The 22,175-nt window shown below is 47.4% G+C and carries 18 protein-coding genes; 5 read left to right on the top strand and 13 right to left on the bottom strand.

The window, feature by feature from the left end; genetic code table 11:
- Positions 1 to 142: 142 nt before the first annotated feature.
- The 6 genes from EXU85_RS06330 to EXU85_RS06305 all read right to left on the bottom strand — a co-directional run bounded on the left by EXU85_RS06330 (position 143) and on the right by EXU85_RS06305 (position 5,158).
- Positions 143 to 2,056 carry a CocE/NonD family hydrolase gene (locus tag EXU85_RS06330; RefSeq protein WP_142771263.1) on the bottom strand — a complete coding sequence of 638 codons (1,914 nt, stop codon included), beginning with the start codon at positions 2,054 to 2,056 and terminating at the stop codon, positions 143 to 145.
- Positions 2,057 to 2,326: 270 nt separating this feature from the next.
- Positions 2,327 to 2,899 (bottom strand): zeta toxin family protein, encoded by a 573-nt coding sequence (locus EXU85_RS06325; protein WP_142771262.1) that lies wholly within the window; start codon positions 2,897 to 2,899, stop codon positions 2,327 to 2,329.
- A gap of 4 nt (positions 2,900 to 2,903) precedes the next feature.
- Positions 2,904 to 3,104: a helix-turn-helix transcriptional regulator gene (locus EXU85_RS06320; RefSeq protein WP_142771261.1), complete on the bottom strand. Its 201-nt coding sequence runs from the start codon at positions 3,102 to 3,104 to the stop codon at positions 2,904 to 2,906.
- Positions 3,101 to 3,574 carry a hypothetical protein gene (locus tag EXU85_RS06315; protein WP_142771260.1) on the bottom strand — a complete coding sequence of 158 codons (474 nt, stop codon included), beginning with the start codon at positions 3,572 to 3,574 and terminating at the stop codon, positions 3,101 to 3,103. The genes EXU85_RS06320 and EXU85_RS06315 overlap by 4 nt, the downstream gene beginning before the upstream one ends.
- Before the next feature lie 160 nt (positions 3,575 to 3,734).
- Positions 3,735 to 4,061: an L-rhamnose mutarotase gene (locus EXU85_RS06310; protein ID WP_111348004.1), complete on the bottom strand. Its 327-nt coding sequence runs from the start codon at positions 4,059 to 4,061 to the stop codon at positions 3,735 to 3,737.
- A gap of 101 nt (positions 4,062 to 4,162) precedes the next feature.
- The gene (locus EXU85_RS06305; protein WP_142771259.1) at positions 4,163 to 5,158 is read right to left on the bottom strand and encodes a type I phosphomannose isomerase catalytic subunit; all 996 of its coding nucleotides are present in this window, start codon (positions 5,156 to 5,158) and stop codon (positions 4,163 to 4,165) included.
- A gap of 176 nt (positions 5,159 to 5,334) precedes the next feature.
- Here EXU85_RS06305 and EXU85_RS06300 point away from each other — a divergent pair, with 176 nt between their 5' ends.
- Genes EXU85_RS06300 through EXU85_RS36120 form a run of 3 tightly spaced genes read left to right on the top strand, consistent with a single transcriptional unit; the run spans position 5,335 to position 5,957 of the window.
- Positions 5,335 to 5,628, top strand: a complete 294-nt coding sequence (locus EXU85_RS06300) for a nucleotidyltransferase family protein (RefSeq protein ID WP_142771258.1) — start codon at positions 5,335 to 5,337, stop codon at positions 5,626 to 5,628.
- The gene (locus EXU85_RS35745; protein ID WP_246859446.1) at positions 5,618 to 5,845 is read left to right on the top strand and encodes a DUF86 domain-containing protein; all 228 of its coding nucleotides are present in this window, start codon (positions 5,618 to 5,620) and stop codon (positions 5,843 to 5,845) included. Before EXU85_RS06300 ends, EXU85_RS35745 begins: the two co-directional genes overlap by 11 nt.
- Positions 5,748 to 5,957: a HepT-like ribonuclease domain-containing protein gene (locus EXU85_RS36120; protein ID WP_371732041.1), complete on the top strand. Its 210-nt coding sequence runs from the start codon at positions 5,748 to 5,750 to the stop codon at positions 5,955 to 5,957. Before EXU85_RS35745 ends, EXU85_RS36120 begins: the two co-directional genes overlap by 98 nt.
- A 54-nt stretch (positions 5,958 to 6,011) precedes the next feature.
- Here the strand turns inward: EXU85_RS36120 and EXU85_RS06290 are convergent, their stop codons facing one another.
- From EXU85_RS06290 to EXU85_RS06275, 4 genes are all read right to left on the bottom strand, one after another.
- Positions 6,012 to 7,241, bottom strand: coding sequence for an efflux RND transporter periplasmic adaptor subunit (locus EXU85_RS06290; RefSeq protein ID WP_142771257.1), 1,230 nt, complete (start codon positions 7,239 to 7,241; stop codon positions 6,012 to 6,014).
- 19 nt (positions 7,242 to 7,260) lie between these two features.
- On the bottom strand, positions 7,261 to 11,661 hold the full coding sequence (locus EXU85_RS06285; RefSeq protein WP_142771256.1) for a CusA/CzcA family heavy metal efflux RND transporter: 4,401 nt from the start codon (positions 11,659 to 11,661) through the stop codon (positions 7,261 to 7,263).
- A 240-nt stretch (positions 11,662 to 11,901) separates the two neighbouring features.
- A complete protein-coding gene (locus EXU85_RS06280) occupies positions 11,902 to 12,288 on the bottom strand; it encodes a hypothetical protein (RefSeq protein ID WP_142771255.1) in 387 nt (128 codons plus the stop codon).
- Between the two features lie 149 nt (positions 12,289 to 12,437).
- The gene (locus EXU85_RS06275) at positions 12,438 to 13,796 is read right to left on the bottom strand and encodes an alpha-L-fucosidase (RefSeq protein ID WP_142771254.1); all 1,359 of its coding nucleotides are present in this window, start codon (positions 13,794 to 13,796) and stop codon (positions 12,438 to 12,440) included.
- 481 nt (positions 13,797 to 14,277) lie between these two features.
- Here EXU85_RS06275 and EXU85_RS06270 point away from each other — a divergent pair, with 481 nt between their 5' ends.
- The gene (locus tag EXU85_RS06270; RefSeq protein WP_142771253.1) at positions 14,278 to 18,285 is read left to right on the top strand and encodes a hybrid sensor histidine kinase/response regulator transcription factor; all 4,008 of its coding nucleotides are present in this window, start codon (positions 14,278 to 14,280) and stop codon (positions 18,283 to 18,285) included.
- A 309-nt stretch (positions 18,286 to 18,594) separates the two neighbouring features.
- The gene (locus EXU85_RS06265) at positions 18,595 to 19,143 is read left to right on the top strand and encodes an RNA polymerase sigma factor (RefSeq protein ID WP_142771252.1); all 549 of its coding nucleotides are present in this window, start codon (positions 18,595 to 18,597) and stop codon (positions 19,141 to 19,143) included.
- Here EXU85_RS06265 and EXU85_RS06260 read toward each other — a convergent pair whose 3' ends face one another.
- The 3 genes from EXU85_RS06260 to EXU85_RS06250 all read right to left on the bottom strand — a co-directional run bounded on the left by EXU85_RS06260 (position 19,144) and on the right by EXU85_RS06250 (position 22,156).
- The gene (locus EXU85_RS06260) at positions 19,144 to 20,226 is read right to left on the bottom strand and encodes a M20 family metallo-hydrolase (RefSeq protein WP_142771251.1); all 1,083 of its coding nucleotides are present in this window, start codon (positions 20,224 to 20,226) and stop codon (positions 19,144 to 19,146) included. It lies immediately after the preceding gene.
- A gap of 75 nt (positions 20,227 to 20,301) precedes the next feature.
- A complete protein-coding gene (locus EXU85_RS06255; RefSeq protein ID WP_142771250.1) occupies positions 20,302 to 21,186 on the bottom strand; it encodes a serine protease in 885 nt (294 codons plus the stop codon).
- A gap of 58 nt (positions 21,187 to 21,244) precedes the next feature.
- Positions 21,245 to 22,156, bottom strand: coding sequence for a DUF937 domain-containing protein (locus EXU85_RS06250; protein ID WP_142771249.1), 912 nt, complete (start codon positions 22,154 to 22,156; stop codon positions 21,245 to 21,247).
- Between the last annotated feature and the right edge of the window lie 19 nt (positions 22,157 to 22,175).

Genomic DNA, 22,175 nt, shown 5'->3' with positions numbered 1-22,175 from the left:
TAAGATTGCCTAAAATCTGCCTAAATACTTTTTTGTCATTCCGACTTTAGGAGGAATCTCAAGCTTGACTACTACACAGCGTTGAGATTCCTCCTAAAGTCGGAATGACAAAAAGTACAACAAGATAACTAGACTCTTTGTCTTATTTCAGCACCTGTACCTCAATCACCGAACTATCGTACACTCGATGCGTGGCTTTCTGAAAGTCTTTTTCATCGGCTTTGAAGATGTTATCCACATAGGTCTGTGGATTACGGTCGATCAGTGGGAACCAGGTGCTTTGTACCTGAATCATTACCCGATGGCCTTTTTTGAAGGTGTGTAATACATCCTGCAACCGGAAGTTCACGTCCGTCACTTCGCCCGGTTTAAAGGGTTCGGGCTTCTCGAACGAATTACGGAACCGTCCTCGCATCACTTCTGAACGAACCATCTGTTGATAATTGCCGAGGGTAATATTCTTGTTCGGCATGTACGGGTGGTTCGGTTCGTCGGGCGGGTAGACGTCGATCAGTTTTACAACCCAATCGGCATCGGTGCCGGTGGTACTGACTTTAAGTTTCGCCATAATTTCGCCCCCTAGGGTCAGGTCGTCGGTCAGTGCATCGGTTTGGAAGGTCAGCACATCCGGCCGCCGGCCTGCAAACCGCTGGTCTTCCGACATGTAGTTGAATGGTGTAAAGCCCTGCGTAGTCGTAATGTCTTCGGTATAAGGCACCGGCTTCATCGGGTCACTCACAAATTCCGAGTACGCGTTACCTGCCTGTTGCGCCAGTTTCCCAGTACTGGCTAAGAAAAACTGCATCGGTTGCGCATTGGCAGCGGGCCATTTATCGAATGTTTTCCATTCATTCCGGCCCGTATTGAACAGGTAGGCTTCGGGTAATCCAGTCTTGCCATCACCCGCGCCTTTCAGGAAGTGCGTAAAGAATTTTGCCTCGATGTTGCGCTGGTAAAAGGTGGCTACGCTATCACCAAAGTAGACATTGCTATGCAGCGTGTGCCCCGTCTCGTGCGACCAGCGGCCGTGCCCGAACGGCCCCATTACCAGCGTGTTATACGTGCCCGGATTATTCTTTTCAACCGTTTTGTAGATATTCAGTGGACCCGGCAAATCTTCCGCATCGAACCAGCCCCCGACGGTCATCATGGCGTGGTTGATGTTTTTGAGGTGCGGAATGATGCTTCGTTTCTGCCAGAATTCGTCGTAGTTCGGGTGGTTGACGGTTTCCTGCCAATAGAAATTATCCTTGTAGTATTTATCGACATTCTTGAGTGGACCGAGATCTAACTGCCACTGAAAACCATCCTTTGATTTTGTATTGATGAAATCGTTGTTGTACCAGGCCTGCGTAGTGGGCTGCGGATGCTGAACGCCAAATACAGGGTACGTAAACAGATACGCCTGAATAAACGCACCGTTGTGGTGAAAATCATCGAAGAAAAAATCGGAGATGGGCGCTTGTGGCGACGACGCTTTCAGGGCAGGATGAGCCGCTACGGCACCGGCAATGGTGTAAAAACCAGGATAACTAATGCCCCACTGCCCTACCCGACCGTTGTTGTTCGGTATGTTTTTAAGCAGCCATTCGATGGTATCGTAGGTATCCGAACTCTCATCGACAAGGGTCGTGTTGGTGGGTTTCGTCACCATCTTTTTACCCTTCGCGGCCACAACGGGTTGCTGGTCGGTTACGGTTGGGGTCATGTTCGTCCAGGTGCCTTCGGATGCCCACCGGCCCCGCACGTCCTGATACACGAAAATAAACTTGTCGCGCATGAGCGTTCCCGACGGGCCAACCTGTGCCGGATAGGTATCGGGCCCGTAAGGGGCCACACTGTAGCACGTCCGCTGCATCATGAACGGATATTTCGCAGTCGCTGACGCATCCTTCGGGGCGTAGACGGTTGTATGCAGTTTCGTGCCGTCGTGCATGGGGATTTTGTATTCCGTTTTCTGGTAATTATCCCGAACAAAGTTAGCGGTTGATGTGAGTTGTGCCTGAGCCGGAACGGTAATGACAAACGCGAGCAGTGCGTAGAGCCAGTATTTCATGGTGTTGCTAAGCTAAGAGAAATTGATAATCGTAAAGATAGCGATAGGACCGGTTGGGTCACCAACAAAAAAACGCCCGCTGGACGTGGGCGTTTTTTTGTTGGTGACTATATTTTGTGAAGCTTAGCTTATAGGTCGCGGGCTCTGACGTGGACAGGTTTTCCGTCACGTGAGACAACTAATGTTCGATCATCGCGTTTAGCTTTTTCAATAATATTTTTAATTGCTAACTGCGCACCTTTAAACAGCTTTTCCGTATCGGTCACTACACTAATTTGTTCCATGTCCTTGAAGCCAAAACCAAATTGTATGATTAACAACAGAATAATCTAAACCATGCCCTTCTGCGACTAGTCGTAGTTCACTTAGTGAGTTATCAACGATAATCCAAGTATCGCAGATTGGTAGATACAAGTTAACAAGATTTTTTAAACTACGGTAATAACGCCGTTCGATTACCTCAGGAGGTATATCATGCCCACCCTGTTCAACTCTTGATTTTACCCTCTCCTTTGCCAGTTCAACCGAATCCAGACAGGAATACACAAGAGTGATTGTATAGCCAAGCGGTTTAACGCGCCGAATAAGCTGACTGTAAGAACGAGTTGATAATGTTGTTTCAAGCGCAAAATCTACTCGTTTCCCAATGAGGTAATCAATACGTTCCAGCATGATACGCCCAGCCTCAAAGGCAACTGACTCAACATTGAATGGTGATAAGCCACGAGCAATTTCATCCGCATTAACAAATTCCTTGCACTCAACTACTTCGGGTAACAAGGTATATGCAACAGACGTTTTTCCTGCGCCGTTACAACCAGCAAGAATATACAGATTCGGCATTGTCTCAATCGGTCTCTTCGAGCGTAAAGATATACTCTACAGGTTTACCGAACACCTGTGCCAGTTTTAGTGACAAAATGGTTGACGGCACATAGCGTCCCGTTTCAATCGAGTTAATTGTTTGTCGACTTACGCCAATGCGGTCGGCCAGGTCGGCCTGGGATAGGTTTTGTTCAGCCCGCTCTACTTTAAGTCGGTTTTTCATAGAGCCAGTATTTGATGGTTGTTCCGGTAGAGAAGCCAACGAAACCGGCAAATGAAGACCAGCAGAATCGTGAACATATTGTAGATCATGACGTTAAAAAAAGCGGTATCATAGACTGTCAAAATAGCAATTGCCAGAATGATATAGTTGGCATAAACACTCCATTGTAGAGCTTCCAGTCGTAGTTGGCTAATCATTTCATCTTCTACTTTCTCACGCGAAAAGGCGATCAATAATAACCCAACGATTACGCCAATTGCCGCTATTTCGTCAGTCAGATCCTGATTATCCATTAAGTGCGTTATCGAATTACCCGATGTTATCGTCATTGACTCACTCAGCCAGCTGGCAGTTAACCAGCTAATCTTAAAATCAGCGTACAAAGCCGCCAAGCCCAGAATTGTTGACGGAACGAAAATCAACCAGCCAATCAGCCGGAAACGATGCGGAAAAAGCCATTTTGTCTTCATGAATATGTAAAGTTTGTTTGACACATCAAATGTAAAGCTAGTTTTTCATTATGTCAAGTTTATTTTACAATTTTAAGAAATAAAATCCGAGCCTCAGTTGAGGCTCGGAGGTTGAATACGTCTCTGGTACGGGTATTTACCCGTGCCTGTTTCGCAGAAATCAAAGCTTAAAAATACGATCCATCAGCACCCATTTCTCTCCCGGTTTCGCCATCGGCAACGCTTGCTGATAACCCCACATCAGGTTCTCCCACTCCTGAACGTTCGGATTGGCGGCATCGGCGGCAGCTTTCGCTTCGAAGGAAAATGTCTCGTCGGTCTCCATAATCATAAACAGCCGATTACCAATGCGGTAAAGCTGCATATCGGTTATGCCCGACTCGCGAATACTAGCTTCAATTTCAGGCCGGAGCCGTTTGTGGTACTGTTCATATTCGGCAATCAGGGCCGGGTCATCTTTAAGATCAAGGGCAAGGCAATAGCGCATATCTGAACCTGGATTTATATGATTTAACTGATTCTGTTGATTAAAGGTGAAAAGGCATCTCTGTTAATCATAAAAAATCAGTCAAATCATATAAATCCCGGTTACGGTACATACGTTTCCAGAACCGTCATGTCGCCATCGGGAATCAGCGTCAGGTTATTGACCGATGCGGGAATCAGCGCGCACTGGCCCATTTTGAGGGATAAGCTGTAGCCGCCCTGCGTTTCGATGGTTAGTCCACCCGCCACGCAAATCAGAATCACAAACGAGTCGATGCGCGAGTAATCTTGAGCGACTTCCTCGTTGAAATTCAATACGTTGGTTATGAAATAATCACTTTTTACAACGTTGACGCTCTCATTTAACTTTTTGTCGTACTGGGTTTTATAATGATCGTAATGATGATAATTAATGGCATCGACGGCCAGTTCGGTATGGAGTTCACGCTTCTGACCGGTGGTGGCATCCACACGATCGAAGTCATAAATTCGATAGGTTGTGTCGGAGGTTTGCTGGATTTCAGCAAGCAACAGGCCCTTCCCAATGTAGTGAACCCGACCGGCAGGCAGGAAGAATACATCGCCGGGTTTGGCCGTTTCAATATTCAACAGGTCCTGAATGGTATTGTCGGCTACGGCTTTTACGTACTCATCTTTAGTAAGCTCGCGATTGAAACCCGAGTTGAGCTTTGCGCCTTCGTCGGCCTGCATGATGTACCACATCTCGGTTTTACCGAAACCGCTTTTGCGCTTTTTAGCCAGCTCATCGTCCGGGTGAACCTGAATAGAAAGGTCATCATTGGCATCGATAAATTTTACTAGCAGCGGAAACCGATTCCCGTACTGTTCGTACACGTGTTTGCCAACCAGTTCACCTTTGTATTCCTCCACCAGCTCGTGCAGCGATTTGCCTTGTAAACTACCTTCGTTCACAATGGACACGTTGCCTTCTACATCGGAGACTTCCCAGGTTTCGCCACAGTTGGGCAGGGGACGGTCCGGCGATCCGGAGAAGTCTTTCTCCAGAATGGTTTTGATTTTCTGGCCTCCCCAGATTTTTTCTTTAAAAATGGTTTTGAACGTCAGCGGATATAGCATACAGGAAATTAACCGCACAAGCGGCTATGACTGATTGATGGATGAGGAAATTAACCGCCAAAGTACGGTATTTGTTGATCAGGATGCCATCTGGCAATGAAGAAGCTATAAAAATTAGCTAAAAACTGGCAAGCAGGAAAACAGTTATCTTTGTAGTACCAAACGTAAATACCAGCATGACACCCCAGCAAACACAGCAGATTATTACGCATCTGCTCCCCTATCAGCCTACCCGAATTGGCGTATTTGGTTCGTATGCACGAGGTGACAATAAGCCCGATAGCGATTTGGATCTGCTGGTAAACTTTGGCGTTCCAATGGACTTAATCAAGCTTATGAACGTCTGGGACACCCTGGAAGATGCCTTAGGCGTTCACATTGATTTAGTGACCGAAAACGCACTTAAACGGTCGAATCCGCGTGTTCAGGAATCAATTGCCAGCGACTTACAGGTAATTTATGAAGTCTGATCTGGTTTATCTAGAACATATTGAAACCTGCCTAAACAGCATCATTAGCTACGTTGATGATCTTTCCGAAACGGATTTCATCCAACAATCCATGGTTCAGGATGCCTGTATTCGGCAGTTTGAGGTTATGGGAGAAGCAACGAAACGCTTATCAATGGCCTTTCGCGAGCGCTATCCTCATATCCCCGGCTGGTTTCAGAGATCGGCTTATTCATGATTACCTGAATGTTGATCTCACCTTAGTCTGGCAAACGGCAAAGTATACAGTGGTTGATCTATTGATAGAAGTAGAAACTTTGTTAGATAACCTTCGAAAACTAGAGGAGTAGTCATAATTTTCCGTGGTGTCAGATGCTTCCATCTGACACCACGGAAAATTATGACTACTCCTCTTCGCTATTATTCAATTTGGCCAACAGATTATAAGCCCCTTTAACCACAATTGGGGTTTGTTTTGGATCAATATCAGCAGGCAGGGTTATCGCTACGTACCCGCTTTCCCGCACGCCAGGCTTCACTTCAACTTGGCGAAACTGATAGGTTGCTGGGTTGGCTTCCTTTTTCTCCAGTATATAAACGTAATTTTTGCCGCCGAAATTAACGATCGCTTCTTCGGGCAAGGCGGGCAACGGTTGGGTTTTCACATCGATCTGGGCCGATATGTAGCCACCCGGAATATAATCATCCGAATAGCCATCGGGGTGAGCCAATATCGAAATGGTCCGGTCGGCAGCGATGGCTTTACCGATCAGGAAAATTTGGCCCCGGTGCGCTAACGTGGCATCGCCACCCATCCCAAACCGCACAATCTGGCCCACGTGAATCCGACTAATATCTTTCTCGAAAATACTCAGCCGAACGTGCGGGTGGGTGAGGTCCGTAATTTGAACCAATACATCGGAGGGATTCAGATACCGGCCATTGTTAACGGGCACATCCGTCACGAAACCCGATACCGGCGAGGGAATGGTAATCGTACGCGTCAGTCGGTCGGGGGTTAGTGTGGCCGGATTGATGTGCAGCAAAGCCAGTCGCTGGCCCATACCTGCCAGTTGAGCCTGCAGACTCTGCCGGTTGGCGCGAGTTTGCTGAAACACCTTTAGGGCGTTCACATTCTCCCGACTTAATTCCTGCTGGCGGGCAAATTCCAGATCGGCGTATTCCAGCTTGGCTTTTGTGTCCAGATAGTCCTGCTGAAACTGAATGTATTCCGGATTTTCGAGCACAACCAGCGTCTGTCCTTTACGAATCCGCATACCCGGTTCCAGGTCGATTTTTCGGATGTAGCCACCAAAAGGCACCGAGACAGATACCTGATTCTGAGCTGGTACATCGAGCGAACCGTTCACTTTAAGGGTGGTGCTGAGCGTACGGGGCGTAGGTTGGCCGAGTTGAATGGCAGCCACGTTGTATTGTGCCTGCGTCAGGGCAACCCGAACCGGATCACCGGGTTTGGGGGCAGAATCCGCCGAAGCGGTAGAATCAGAAGATTTTTCAGACTCTGTACCAGCGCTGGCTTTTTCGGCAGACTGACAAGCCGACAATCCGGCCAGACTACTGATCATCAGCAGCATAAGCTGGGCAAAACGAATCGATGAATGAATGGATGTCATATGAGGGTACACGGGTAGCTTAGGGATTGCCAGCCAGGTAGTTAATGTATAAAACAGATTGATTGTATTGATTGAGCAGATCGAGGTAGTTCAGGCGAATCGTAAGCGCCTGCTGAATGGCCAGCGAAAATTCGACGTAACCAATATCACCCCCACTGAACGCCTGCCGGGCTTTGGTCTGGATCAGTTGTGCCTGCGCCAGTCCGTTCTGCTCGTAATAGGCCAACGCATCGCGATATTGCCCGTATTGGGTAACGGCCTGAGTAATCTGTTGCTGAAGCGCCAGTTTCTGGCTTTGCAGTTGCGTCTGGGCGAGTTGCTCCCCAACGCGGGCGGCTTCGACCCGTGCCCGCCCGGCTCCGCTCAATAACGGAAACGTCACCCCAATCTGGCCACCGTAAAATCGGTAACCCGGCCCAAAGTACAGCTCCTGCCCATCGATCAACTGGCTCCCGGTGAGGGTTTGGGAGAAAATGCCGACCAGAAAATCGGGTTTGAGCCGCGCCTGTTCCACAGAGCGGGATTCCTGAGCAACGCGAATTTGCTGCTGTAACTGCCGCAGGAGTGGATTTTGAGCAAGTGCCGTACTATCGGTAGGTATCAGCAACGTCAGTTTGGGCAGTTCCTGCTCTGGGATGCTGACTGGCTCATTACGGTACAGTAGCGTTTGCAAGCGCGTTCGAGTGGCGGTTTGATTACTTTCGTTCTGTGCCAGCCGTACCCGTTGATCAGCCAGTTGGCTCTCGGCGGTCGCTTTTTCGAGGCTTCCAGTTTCCCCCACCCGATAGCGCAGGTTAGCGGCTTTGACAAACTCAGTCAGAATCGTATCCTGCTGATGGTATAAGCGCGTTTTCTGTTGCAGATACACCAGATCGTAATAAGTTGACTTCACCTGATATTGCACATCATTCCGCGTCACGAGCCCTTCGAGCTGACGAGCCGAAACTGTTTGATCGTTTAGATCGGCCAGTCGGCGCATCAGCGTCGGGTTCGGAATGGTCTGTGTAACTGTCAGGTTATTATCAAACCGGCGACTGTTATACTGCCCCAACATTCCTACTACCGATAACCGACCTGCATCATAGGCAGTCCGGCGCAAAGCCTGCTGCTGGCTCACATTCAGCCCGGATAGCTGGATCTGCGCATTACGGGTAGTGGCCTGTTGCAACGCCTGATCGAGGGTAATGGCCTGCATCGGTGCCATCTGCGACCAGCCGGTTGTTGAAGCTGCCAGCATAAGCAAGATGATTGTAGCAATGGAAGTTGTTTTCTTTTTTGGTTGTTTATCAGTGGCTTTGGCCTCTCGCTCCAGCGATTTCTTTTCCATCAGCGAATACAGAATTGGTAAAATAATCAGCGTTAGTAAGGTCGCTGTTAACAGCCCGCCGATGACGACCGTGGCCAATGGTTTCTGCACCTCCGCTCCTGCCGAGTTGGAAACCGCCATCGGAATAAAGCCGAATGATGCCACAAGAGCCGTCATGATTACGGGTCTTAAACGAACCTCCGCTCCTTTCCGAATAATTTCGATCATATCGGTTAGGCCTTCCTCATGCCGAAGTCGGTTGAATTCGGCAATCAGGACAATACCGTTCAGTACCGATACCCCGAAAAGAGCGATAAAACCAACACCCGCCGAGATACTAAAGGGCATCCCGCGCAGTAGTAGGGCAAATACGCCCCCAATAGCCGCCATCGGAATAGCCATAAAAATCAGGAGGCTTTGCCGGACAGAATCAAACGTAAAAAACAGGAGCGCAAAAATCAGCGCCAGTGCAATAGGAACGGCAATACTCAACCGTTGCTTGGCATCGATCAAGTTCTGAAACTGCCCACCGTAGGTAACATAGTAACCTGCCGGAAACTTAATCTGCTGATCCACTTTCTGCCGAAGCTCAGTCACGATGCTCTCCACATCTCGCCCGCGCACGTTGAAACCCAGCGTAATGCGTCGGTGTGTATCGTCACGCTGAATCTGGTTAGGTGCCTGCTCCATCGTTACCTTCGCAACTTCCGATAGCGGAATCTGCTGGCCCGTTGGTGTGGCAATGTATACGTTCTGAATATCCTCGATGCTCTGCCGTTTGTCGGCGGCAAGGCGAACCACCAGATCGAAGCGTTTTTCGCCCTCAAACACCAGCCCGGCCGATTGACCCGCAAAGGCTGTGTTGATCGTTCGGTTTACATCGGCTACATTCAGCCCAAAACGGGCAATCTGATTTCGGTCCAGTTTGATCAGAATCTGCGCTAGTCCTGCTACCTGCTCCACGTATAAGTCTTTAGCGCCGTCGATCTTCCGGATAATCGTGCCCACCCGACCGGCCAGTTTTTCCAATTGATTGAGATCATCCCCGTAAATTTTCAGGGCCACATCCTGCCGCGCACCCGTCATCAGTTCGTTAAATCGCATCTGAACGGGCTGCTGAAAGCCAAAGGTTACGCCCGGAATTACAGATAAAGCCTCGGCCATTTTCCCCGCCAGTTCGTCACGTGTTTTGGCGGATGTCCATTGATCTCTGGGTTTCAGAATCACCATCTGATCGGCGGCTTCAATGGCCATGGGGTCAGTTGGAATTTCGCCGGAACCAATTTTAGCGACTACCTGCTCTACTTCAGGAAACTGTTTGAGCAGAATCCGTTCGGCCTTGAGTGTCGCATCGACTGTTTCGGATAACGAGCTACCTGTCAGCGTCCGGGTATCGACGGCAAAATCGCCTTCGTCGAGCTGGGGGATAAATTCGCCCCCCATCCGGCTAAATAGAAATCCCGCCAGTGCCAACAGGCCCACGGCACTCAGTAAAATAGGTAATCGGTGCCGCAACGACCACAGTAGAGCTGGTTCGTAGAATCGCTGGATTTGCTTCATCAGCTTATCCGAAAACGTGTTTTTGTGGGCGACTTTTTTGTCCAGCAGCAACGATGAGATCATGGGCACGTAGGTCAGCGACAGGATAAACGCGCCGAGAATCGCAAACGCAACCGTCAGCGCCATAGGCCGAAACATTTTCCCTTCCACGCCCGATAATGCCAGAATAGGCAGGTACACAATCAGAATAATAATTTCTCCAAAAGCGGCCGACGACCGAATCCGGCTGGCAGCTCCGAACACTTCATCATCCATTTGCTCCTGCGTGAGGGTCTGGTCCTTATTGCGCAGGAGAATGTGGTGCAGGGTGGCTTCTACAATAATAACGGCCCCATCGACAATCAGGCCGAAGTCGATAGCGCCAAGGCTCATCAAGTTGCCCGATACGCCAAAGAGATTCATCATTGAAATAGCGAAGAGCAACGCCAGCGGAATAACCGATGCCACCACCACGCCCGCCCGCCAATTTCCCAGCAGTAGTACCAGCACGAAAATGACGATAATGGCCCCTTCCAGCAGGTTGCGTTCAACCGTACCGATTGCGCTGTTGACCATTTTGGTTCGATCCAGAAACGGTATAATCTGGACACCTTCAGGCAGTGTTTTTCTGATTTCAGCGATCTTGTTTTTTACATCCTTGATCACTTCCGACGAGTTTCCGCCTTTGATCATCATCACAATTGCCCCAACGGTTTCGCCCTGTCCGTTGCGTGTTACGGCCCCATAGCGCACCGCCGACCCCATCCGCACCTGAGCCACATCGCGCACCCGAACGGGCAAGTGCTGGTCATTCAGCCGCACCATGATGTTGGCAATGTCATCGGTGGAGCCAATCAGGCCATCAGAGCGGATAAAGAAAGCATTGGGTTTCTTGTCGATATAGGCACCGCCCGTATTCTGGTTGTTCTGTTGAAGGGCCGTGAACAGGTCATTGATGGTGACGCCCATACTCCGCAGTCGGTCGGGGTCAACCGCAATTTCGTATTGTTTAAGCAAGCCACCGAACCCACTAACATCGGCCACACCGGGCGTACCAAGCAGTCCCCGGCGGATAATCCAGTCCTGAATCGTACGCAGATCGGCGAGAGAATACTTGCTTTCGTAGCCCTTTTTAGGTACGACGGTGTATTGGAAAATTTCGCCCAGGCCGGTTGTTACGGGGGCCATCGCGGGCGTACCCACACCTGGCGGAATCTGGGTCGTTACGTTCTGTAGCCGCTCGGCAATCTGCTGTCGTGCCCAGTACACGTCGGTGGCATCACTAAAAACGACCGTTACGATAGACAGGCCAAAGCGCGAAAACGACCTAATTTCAATGAGACCGGGTATGTTGGAAAGCCCTACTTCGACTGGAAAGGTTACAAGTCGTTCGATATCTTCGGCCGCCAGCGATGGGCTGCTGGTAATGACCTGCACCTGGTTGTTGGTAATGTCGGGCACGGCATCAATCGGCAGTTGCGTAGCCGACCAACCGCCCCAAACTACCAGCGCCAGTGTTAGAAACCCAATGATGAGTTTGTTATGAATTGAAAAATGGATAATGGCGTTCAGCATAATGACTTCAGAGATAAGTCAACGAAGTATCCCTCCCCAGGGAAGGTTAGAATAGCTTAGTAACTAAGAGAGAATCGTTACGTGGAAGATCGTAACGCTTGCGACAAGATTTTACGTTGTTATCCAATCGGCTTTGAACCGACTGAATGCAACACAGCAACTGGAAAACAGGTAAGTGAACTAATAAAGCCAGAATAGGACAACCGAATGGGCGCAATTTGGCCTACAGGTACGCGAGAACTAGCGTCTGGGCGGATTGATCAGCGAAAAAACGGAGAGGAACGAATAGAGATTTGTGTAGCGTGAGAACGCCTTCTGAGAAGCAAGCACTACCGGTATGTACGATGACATACTCAACCGAAGGCCGTTCGAGGTAAAGCCGGTAACCATGTGGCCTACCGACGGCAGGTTGTGATGGCTGTGATTGGGGTGCTTCTGATGCTCTGAGTTTTCGCCATAGTGCATCACCATGAAGTCGGTAAAACTCAAACCAGGGCTCGCTTTTTCATGTTGCTGGTAATGCTGGATCAGTTCGACCAGTTTGGTCGACTGCTCAACGCCAAAGCCAGGCAGCAAACTGCTCCCCAGAATTAGCCCCGCCAGCAAAAAAGCAACAATTGATTTCATGAAACCCTTCTCTTTACGTGCTTAACGCAAAGAGTTTGTTAAAGTTTATATGTGCTATCAAACAAGGCTAATTTAGAAACAATCCAGCACAGGGAAGTGATAGCGCGAACGTCCGCACGACGGCCCGGCTCGTTTGCGCTATCACCGCGTTACTCGCTTTCCCGCGCCGATGCTTTGTAAACACCCACTTCAGCCAGTTCCACCGGTCCATTCGCATTTGTGATAAACAAACGTAGCTTCGATGCTTTCACTGCCGGGAAGCGTAGCAGCCGTTTATACCCTACCGTTGTGAATGTTTGGAGCGGTTTCCAGCCCGCACCATCCCAGTACTCCACGCGCCCACTGGCAATACGCTGGCCCGTAGCAATGTTCTCCTGAATTGACATACGGTCAAACGATTGCTCGCCATTGAGATCAATCATAAGCGGTTGATTGGCAGCCAACGCCTTGAATGTGCCAAGTTTTTTATCGGTCAACTTGGGCTGCTTAGCCACCAGATTTTGCTTAAATGTTTCGTCCAGAATACTGCGAAACTCTTTCAAACTCGCCAGATCTGGCTCTGAAAAAAGGCCCTCACGATTAGGCGGCACATTCAGCAGCAACAAGCTATTCCGCCCCACCGACTGATAATAAAGATTCACCAGATTTTTACCAGACCGTACTTTCGCATCCTCCGTAGCATGATAAAACCAGCCCGGCCGTATCGATACGTCGGTCTCTGCTGGCACCCACTGTTTACCCGTTGCATCGCCCCGGTTCAGGTATTTGGAATCGGCTACACCCGGAGCCAGCCCATCGGTATTGATCGTCGACCAGCAGGTTTCGCCCGCGTTACCGGCTTCGTTACCCACCCAACGAACATCGGGTCCAGCATCCGAAAACATGACCGCATTGGGTTGTAATTCTCGAACCAGTGCCCAGTAACCCGCGAAATCATAGGTCATATCCTTGGCGTTTTCACCCTTCGCCCCATCGAACCAAACCTCAGAAACCGGCCCGTAATTAGTCAGTAATTCGCGCAACTGGCTTTTATAGTAATCGTTGTAAGCGGCTGTGCCATAGCGTGGTTCATGACGATCCCAGGGCGACAGATACACGCCGAATTTCAAGCCAAACTCACGGCAGGCATCAGCTACCTCACGCACGACATCGCCTTTTCCATTTTTCCAGGGGCTGTTTTTAACGGAATGCTCGGTCATTTTGGATGGCCACAAGCAGAAACCGTCATGATGCTTGGCTGTAATAATGGCCATTTTAAAACCTGCATCTTTTAGGGCCTTAATCCACTGTCGGGCATCCAGTTTGGTTGGATTAAAAATAGCTGGGCTTTCGGTGCCATCGCCCCATTCTTTATCGGTAAATGTATTGACGGTGAAGTGTAGAAAAGCCGTAGTTTCAAGAGGTTGCCAGGCCAGTTGACGGGGGGTCGGTTTAGCTATTGGCTGGGCTATAAGGCAGGTTGCAGTTAGTAAAATCAGTAATCCTGGGAAGGCAGAATAGCAACGCATAAGGGAATAGGGACTTCAAAAGTGGGTAACTAAGGCATGTTTTCGCTGTTAAAAGTAACTAAAAAGTAGCCTCCCTGTCGGGATTGGGCAAGTGAAAAGCGCAAACGGTGTGGCACCTATGCATCGAAACACCTATTGCAACCTAGTTATCAGCCACCTTCCCGGAACTAAAAGTATCCTCAACAGATTGATTATCAAATCATTAAAGATAATATAAAATTTTATTTAGTATACCTCTACAGCAAATGCCAAATGTTAATACGAAAATTAGCTATTCTTATCAGACGAATGTGTATCATTATTGGTCTAATAGTCAAGCCGTTAAAGACTGCTAAAATATAGTAAACTAATTTTTAGATTATGTTTATATTGCATACCCTTATTGAGAAGCTAATCAACTTATCAACAAGTTAGAGCTATCTGGTTGCTTTACTGGATAATTCCCAGCCAGATACTTGATATTTTTTGCCAGATCTGACAAATGCATCCGGTTTTGATTTATTATCGGCAAATAGTCTTATTATCAATTCTATTTTTACTGACGTTTATTCCTATAAGCGGACTATCAGTATATGGCCAGATTGTTGCCTTACCACAACCTGAGCTTATTACCGGCAAACAAGGTTTACCTCAGGCCTTTGTGCCCGCCATTGTGCAGGATCGTCAGGGTTTTATCTGGATGGCTACTCGTGATGGCCTATGCCGCTATGACGGCAACCATTTTAAAGTGTTTCAGCCAACTACAGATGGTAATCCAGGTATTTCATCATTAAGCCTTTCTGGTTTGAGTCTTGATAAGCGGGGGCGAATATGGGTATTCAGTGAATACAATGACATTGATATTATAGACCCGGTAACGGAAAAATTCATCAATATTTCCAGGCAACCTGTCTTCAAACGACAGTTCGGTCGGGATATCGTCCATGCACATTACTTCGATGGACAGGGCCGTTTATGGCTTAGTTTTATTTCAAACAGGGTTGCCAGTATCGATCCAGATACCTATCGCTTACGACACTATACGTATCAGGCTAGCCCAGATTCTTTTTCAGAATTCGGCACTTTCGTTCAAGACAAACAAGGAACCATCTGGATGTCCAATAGAACCGGACTATATCGTTTAGACCCGCGAACGGCCCGTTTCAATCAGTATGTTCTTCCGTATAATGATATCAGAGGGATCAAATTGCGGCCAGATGGTGAGTTGTTTATCCTATTAAGCAACTCTATCATGATGTTGACTCCCCAGTCTGGCCGTATTCGGTCATTTGCATTACCTGTCCATACTGGCCCTACTGAGCAATGGAATCAGGCTTGTATGGTGGTGGCTACTCAGGGCGATGTGTACTTTAATCAATACAACACGCTGTGTAGGTTCAGTGAATCAAAAGGAATAAGCGTACTGGCGACATTGACTGGAGAGTCAGTCTTTCGCAGCTTGCTTATCGACCGTTCAGATGTGCTGTGGGCAGGCACCAACAAAACGGGCATTCTTAAATACAATCTCAAACCCAGTATGTTTAAGGCTGTGCCCTACGAGCGCAACTTCTACAATGATCTATTCAAACGGGAATTGGGGATACCTGCTAATCAGGTACCTGCTGGAGCAGCAAACGCATCGCCCTATATTTTCAGGCATACGCTCGATAAGTTCGGGAAACTTTGGTTCAATATGGGCGACAAGCACTTTTATCAGGTTGATTTGAACACAAAGAAAATCACGCCAATTCCCTTCCCTGTTTCTTTACTTGCTCAACATAGCTGGACTTACCCAATTGCGCCGATGGCAACCGATCCTACAGGTCACGTGTGGGTCGTAACAGATTCGGTGGCAACATGGTACGAAGATGGTGAATGGCGTCGCTTTCAATATCCGATCCGGGCAAAAAAGCGATTGAATGAATTTAAATCAAACGCTACATTGCCAACCGGTGTAGATGGGCAGATACTTCATTTCGTAGTTGATAATCAGGCTTTATGGCTGGCAACACGAACACAGGGGCTTTATCGGATAGATCGTCGTACTGGCCAGATTCGCTCCTATAAAAATCTGCCAAAGAATCCGGCCTCGCTGAGTAGCAACCAATTGTTTTGTGTATTCGATGATCCCCTTGACCAAACCATCTTGTGGGTGGGTACATTCGGCAATGGCCTGTGTCGTTTTGATAAACGAACTGGCACCTGTCGTCGGTTTTCTACCAAAACGGGTTTACCCAATAATGTAATCTACTCCGCTATTCCCGACAAACAGGGTTTTTTGTGGATCGGTACCAATCAGGGACTTTGCCGTATGGATCGCCGGTCTTTTCAGGCTCGCACTTATACACATGATGATGGGCTTTTGGAAGATGAATTCAATCATTTTCATTTTCTGCATCTGTCTGATGACCGTATTCTACTGGGAGGGTTAGAAGGAATTACGTCTTTTTACCCCAATCAGTTACAGGATGATACCTATCAGCCACGCACCCAAATCACCGATATCCAACTCAATAACCAGTCAATTTTACCCGGCCCACTCACCGACTCGCTACCCGTCCAAGCTATCAGTCGCCTGGATTTACCCTATAATCAGAACTTTATATCGATCGACTTTGCTGCCTTACAATACAACCGCCAGGGCAAAATCCAGTTCCGTCATCAGTTAGTTGGATTGGACAAGACATGGATCGAAACGCGTGAACCAGTAGTTCAATATACCGATCTACGCTGGGGACGATACACCCTAAAATTAAATGCCTCAAATACGTCGGGCATTTGGAGTCCATATATTCGGGAGCTGACGTTAGTTATCCGGCCGCCTTGGTGGGCTACTTGGTGGGCTATTCTCATCTATCTTGTTGGCCTGTTGGCAGTAGGGTATATATTGGTTCGTTCCTACCTACACCAGCAAGAAGCCAGGCAACTCAAGGAAGTTGATGCCATGAAAGTGCGTTTCTTCACCAATATTGCTCATGAATTCAGAACTCCGTTAACCTTAATTTTAGGGCCCGTAGAAACATTGAAGAAACGCTTACATAGTAATGAAGACCAGTATCAACTGAACTTAATCAATCAAAATGCTGCCCAAATTCTGGAATTGGTCAACCAATTAATAGACTTATCGAAAGCAGAAACCAATGTACTTCGGCTAAATGAAAGCTTGGGAGACCTGAAGACATTTATCAAAAAACTAGTATACTCGTTTGATTACCAGGCAAAAACAAAAAACATCCAATTAATTTTTCAAACAGGCACTCTGCATACGCAGTATTGGTTCGACTCAGAAAAACTGGCAAAGATTATAACTAATCTGATCGTTCATGCGCTGAAATTTTCACCCATAGGCGGAAAAGTCAATGTCGGTTTAAATGTCTCCGCTCCTGAATCCAATAAATCAACTGGTAAACATCCTGCTCATAGTTCCTGGATACAGATAACCGTTTCTGACAATGGTGCTGGCATTAGGCCAGAGGAACTCCCTCGCATCTTCGACCGGTTTTATCAGGGAGAAAACAGTCAACCCATTGAACAGGAAAGTCCAGGAATCAGGTTAGCCTTAGTTAAAGAACTGGTAGAAATTCAATCAGGAACAATTCTGGTGACCAGCAAGGCAGGTCTAGGAACCACTTTTACCATTTATTTACCCTATCGCCCAGCTACTAGCGTTTCAGCCCCTCACTCAGGCATAGCTATCGAACCGGCAACTATACCCGTGCTTACACCCGTGGTTAGCCAGAACGAAAACCGATCTGACAAAACCTCGTTGATATTACTTGTTGAAGATAACGAAATTTTACGTGAGTTTATCTTCGAAAATTTATCGGATTTGTATACAGTCCATCAAGCTAAGAACGGATCTGAAGGCTGGCACCAAGCCATCAACCTGATTCCAGACTTAGTGATCAGTGATGTTATGATGCCTGTTATGGATGGTTATACACTTTGCCAAAAGTTAAAAGAAGATCTACGTACCAGCCATATCCCGGTTGTTTTATTGACAGCCAGAGCATCTGTCGATGACCGACTGGAAGGCCTATCATTAGGAGCCGACGATTATATTGCCAAGCCATTCCATATTCAGGAACTTCAATTACGGATACGCAATCTGTTGGAGCAGCGTCGTCAATTGCAACAATGGGTATTGGCCAGTATCACGAGTGCCGACCCTCCAGTCCATACCCCTGTTCCTACGGATCCACTCATTGAAAAATTGTGTCAGATAGTAGAAGACCATCTTGACGAAGCAACGTTCGGTGCCGAAGAACTCACGGTAGCCAGTGGCATGAGTCGAATGAATTTACACCGGAAGTTGAGAGCACTGGCCGATACATCAACAGGCGAATTCATCCGTAATTATCGATTAAAACGAGCGGCCCAGTTTCTACGCCAAGGCCATTCTGTATCCGAAACAGCTTATCTGGTCGGCTTCGAAGATCCCTCTTATTTTGCCCGTTCTTTCCGGAAAGTGTATCAAATGCCCCCCTCTACCTTTTCCCGAAACAATTAGCCATCAACCACTTTTATGTATACTTATAGAATACAATAATATACATAGTAGGTAAAAATCAGTTACTTGGGATGTAAGTACCGGTTTTTGATACAAAACTACCCGCATTTGTTAAATAGGTAAGTGACCTTTGAGTGTTCATTATATCTTTATTGACAATCCTAAATTAACAAATCTAACTTATGCATTAAAGTCCTTTTTCAGTACCCGCAGTGCGTTTACCATCTACCGTAACTTAAAAGCAAATGAGCAAATCGACTACCAGCGAGCTGATGCTCTCTTGCGCTACTTAAAACCATCCACTACATCATGGAAAAAGCTTATTCAGCTGACAACAAAGTCACTACTTTTTGTCAGAGCACAAAGGACAAAAACAGTTTCGAAGCCATTTACAATCGCTATGTTGGTAAAGTTTACCAGAAATGTCTTTCAATGACTAAAGATCCTGAAACATCTAAAGATTTTACCCAGGATATTTTTATCAAAGTATTTGTCAAGTTAAAGACCTTCCAAAATCGCTCATCATTTTCTACCTGGCTTTACTCCGTTGCGCATAATCACTGTCTCGACCAACTTAGGCTGCGCAAACGGATGCAAGTAGAGCTACTCTCCGATTCAACAATAAATTCAGTAGCGGAATCAGATCAGTCTACCGCAAGTCAATGGCATATTATGGAGTGTATGATGAATGATTTACCAGCTCAGGAAGTAACACTGTTACGGCTCAAATATGAGCAGGGCTTATCGATTAAAGCAATTAGTGAGCAGTTTCACTTGTCGGAAAGCGCTATTAAGATGAGATTATTACGAACTCGTGATAAGCTTCAGACTATGTGTACCACTGTGTATGATAACTAATCAAATTATTTGTTCCAGCATCTGGATATAGCCCGTTATACCCTCAGCTATCTCTTTGCTATAAATAAACTCGTCTGCCGAGTGCGACCGGGCCGAATGGCCCGGTCCGCATTTGAGCGACGGGCAGTTCAGTACAGCCTGATCTGAGGTTGTGGGGGAGCCATATGTATAACGGCCCAGTGCCAGACCAGCCTGCACAATTGGATGATTGATTGGAATAGAGGATGGTTTGAGCCGAATGGATCGGGGCTTTACCGTGGCGTTGATATTTGCCTGGATCGTATCAATGACTTCTTCGAGCGTGTACTGTTCCGTGACCCGCACATCGATTGTGAATGTACAGGTATCTGGCACAACGTTATGTTGAGTACCTGCATTAATAATGGTTACGGAAAGTTTTATGGGACCAAGGGTTGGCGACACCTTTGGGAATTGATACGTTGTAAGCCAGTTTATATCCCGAATAGCCTTGTAAATAGCATTATCGCCCTCATCGCGGGCGGCATGGCCACTCACACCATGGGCCGTACAGTCAAGTACAAGTAATCCTTTTTCGGCAATGGCCAACTGCATTTCGGTAGGTTCACCTACAATAGCAAAACTAAGGGGTGGCAATTCGGGTAAAAGCAGCTCCAGCCCATCGCGACCCGAAATTTCTTCTTCGGCAGTAGCTGCCATAACCATATTATAGGCCATGTTGGGCCGGTCGTAGAAATAGGCAAATGTGGCTAGTAACGACACCAGACAGCCCCCTGCATCATTACTACCCAGTCCGTACAATTTATCGTCATGCTCAAGAGGCTCAAACGGATCAAGTGTCCAGGACGGATTTGGCTTAACGGTGTCATGATGCGAATTCAGCAACAGTGTTGGTTTAGACGAATCGAAGTGCTTATTCTGTGCCCAGACATTATTTTTAAGCCGCTTAAACGGAATTTGCTTTTCCTGAAAAAACGATTCGATTTGCGTTGCGGTTTGCTCTTCCTGCCGACTGAATGATGGTATCGAAATCAGGCGTTTTAGCAACGCAAATGCATCAGTAGTAAGGGCGATTTGCGTTGATTGTTCGTCTAGTTGAGACATAAATAAAGCGTTGGCCGCTCAAAGATACAGCCAACGCGCCAAAGTCTTTACTTATTCGGCTTTTAGGCTAACTCTCTATCCTTCATAAAACGATACTCCTTTTTCCCGTAAAAAGGCTTTAATTACATCGACATGAACACACTTTCCAACGTTCAGAAAAGGATAATTCGAAACTCGCCTTTTACGACCATTTACGAGTACTTCATGATCCTCAATATCAAAGCCAAGATGTAAATGACTCGTGGCCGATTGCATTCCGTAAATAAGTCCGTTACTATCGAACAGGGGGCCGCCACTTTGGCCCCGCAACCCAGGGGTACTCATTTCAATACCCGTAACACCAGTTGCATCACCCGATAAACGAGTTACAATCCCATCAATTGGAAACGATGGTGAACTAGTGCGTCCTACAGTATTCCATTCAATATCGTCGATCGAAGGATTATAGCGAAAATTAGTAAACTCGGGAAAGGGATACCCTAAACGGCATAAACTACGACCCGGCTTGATGCGGGTTGTATCGCCCAGGAACGTAGCATGCGATCGGTAGAGTAGACGGCTATAGCCTTCAAATCGTAGCAAAGCCAAATCCTGAGTCGGGTGACGTTCGATATGTAATTGCTGAAATTGGTCAACGCATCCAACAAAATTATTCCGTATCCGAATAATGGTGTCGATTCCTAATTTAAACTTCGTTTCCAATTGGCTTACCAGATAAGCCGCATTTTTTTCCTTCAGCACATTTCGGCGTGCCCCCTGAAATTCCTGATAATTACGATAAATGGTGTCAGCCTGGGCAACGAGGTCAGCAACGTGTTTACAGGTAATGGCATAGCCTTCCTGATTCACAAAAAATAGAGTGGCAGTTCCAGGCACAATTCCATCATGCCCGTAGAGTCTGACAATCGAATGTAAAGGTCTGGTAAACAAATCAACGCGTTCAATGGCGTCAACAAACATAAAACGTCGGCAGGTTAGTGAGGTAAGTAAGGCTGCAAGTTAACCAATCTCAGCACACTTACCGATTAACCTTAGATGAATCACGGATACCAAGTGGACCGGGTGCCGTTGAATCAGCCGCTTGCCCATGAGCTTCCCGAACGCTTTCTTTTGTTGCAGCCGACGTATCTTCTACGGAATTTGGTTCAACTCGGGCGGTCGAGTCGGTACTAATGCCATCAACCCCATTCTGGTTTTCGCTGCACTTCTGCACAAGCAGGGCAAATACCAGTACAGCTATGGCAATCATAGCCCAACGAAGCCAGCGTACATTTTCATGGCGACGATCTCCTTCTGCGCTTTTTGGAATATTGGGATTAATAACGTTTCCGCTGAGGTTATCGGTGGCCTGTACTTCGGTCAGCGGGCCAGTGGGCGTTACAAGATCATTGAAACCTAATAAACTCGCCACGCCATCCAGCCCACTAGGCAATGCCTGCCTAAACTCTGTTGCCTGACCCAATAGCAAGGTTTTTAAACTTTCGGCCGTTAACCCGTTTTCCTGTTCCTGGCGGCCCAAAACACCCATCAAGACAGACCCAACCTGTATTAGGATTGCCTGTACCGATTGTGGCTTTGCACCGCTATACAAGCCAATGAGCTCGAGAACCCGGGTAAGTTTATCGCCAAAAATATGATCCAGGAAATCACGGCCAGCAGTAATTGTTTCGCTAGTAACCGGGTGCTCACCTATCGACTGGCTCACATCTAAAGGCGTTGCACCGTAGTTTTCTTTATCTAAAAACGAAATAAGTGATGAGGCTCCGCCTGAATTCTGGATATGACGTGTAAGTCCTCCCAGTAGAGTCGGTAGCGAGCCGTTAATGGCTTTTAAGGTAGTAGCCGATGATTCGTTTAGATCGCTGCTAAGTTGGTCAACTACAGCAGGGGTGAACTGTTCTTTCAGATATGATAATAAATGAACGGCCATGAGTTTTACATTGAGTTGA

The organism is Spirosoma sp. KCTC 42546 (assembly GCF_006965485.1).
In the GTDB taxonomy this organism is placed as follows: Bacteria; Bacteroidota; Bacteroidia; order Cytophagales; family Spirosomataceae; genus Spirosoma.
This window is presented reverse-complemented; position numbering and strand designations above follow the sequence as displayed.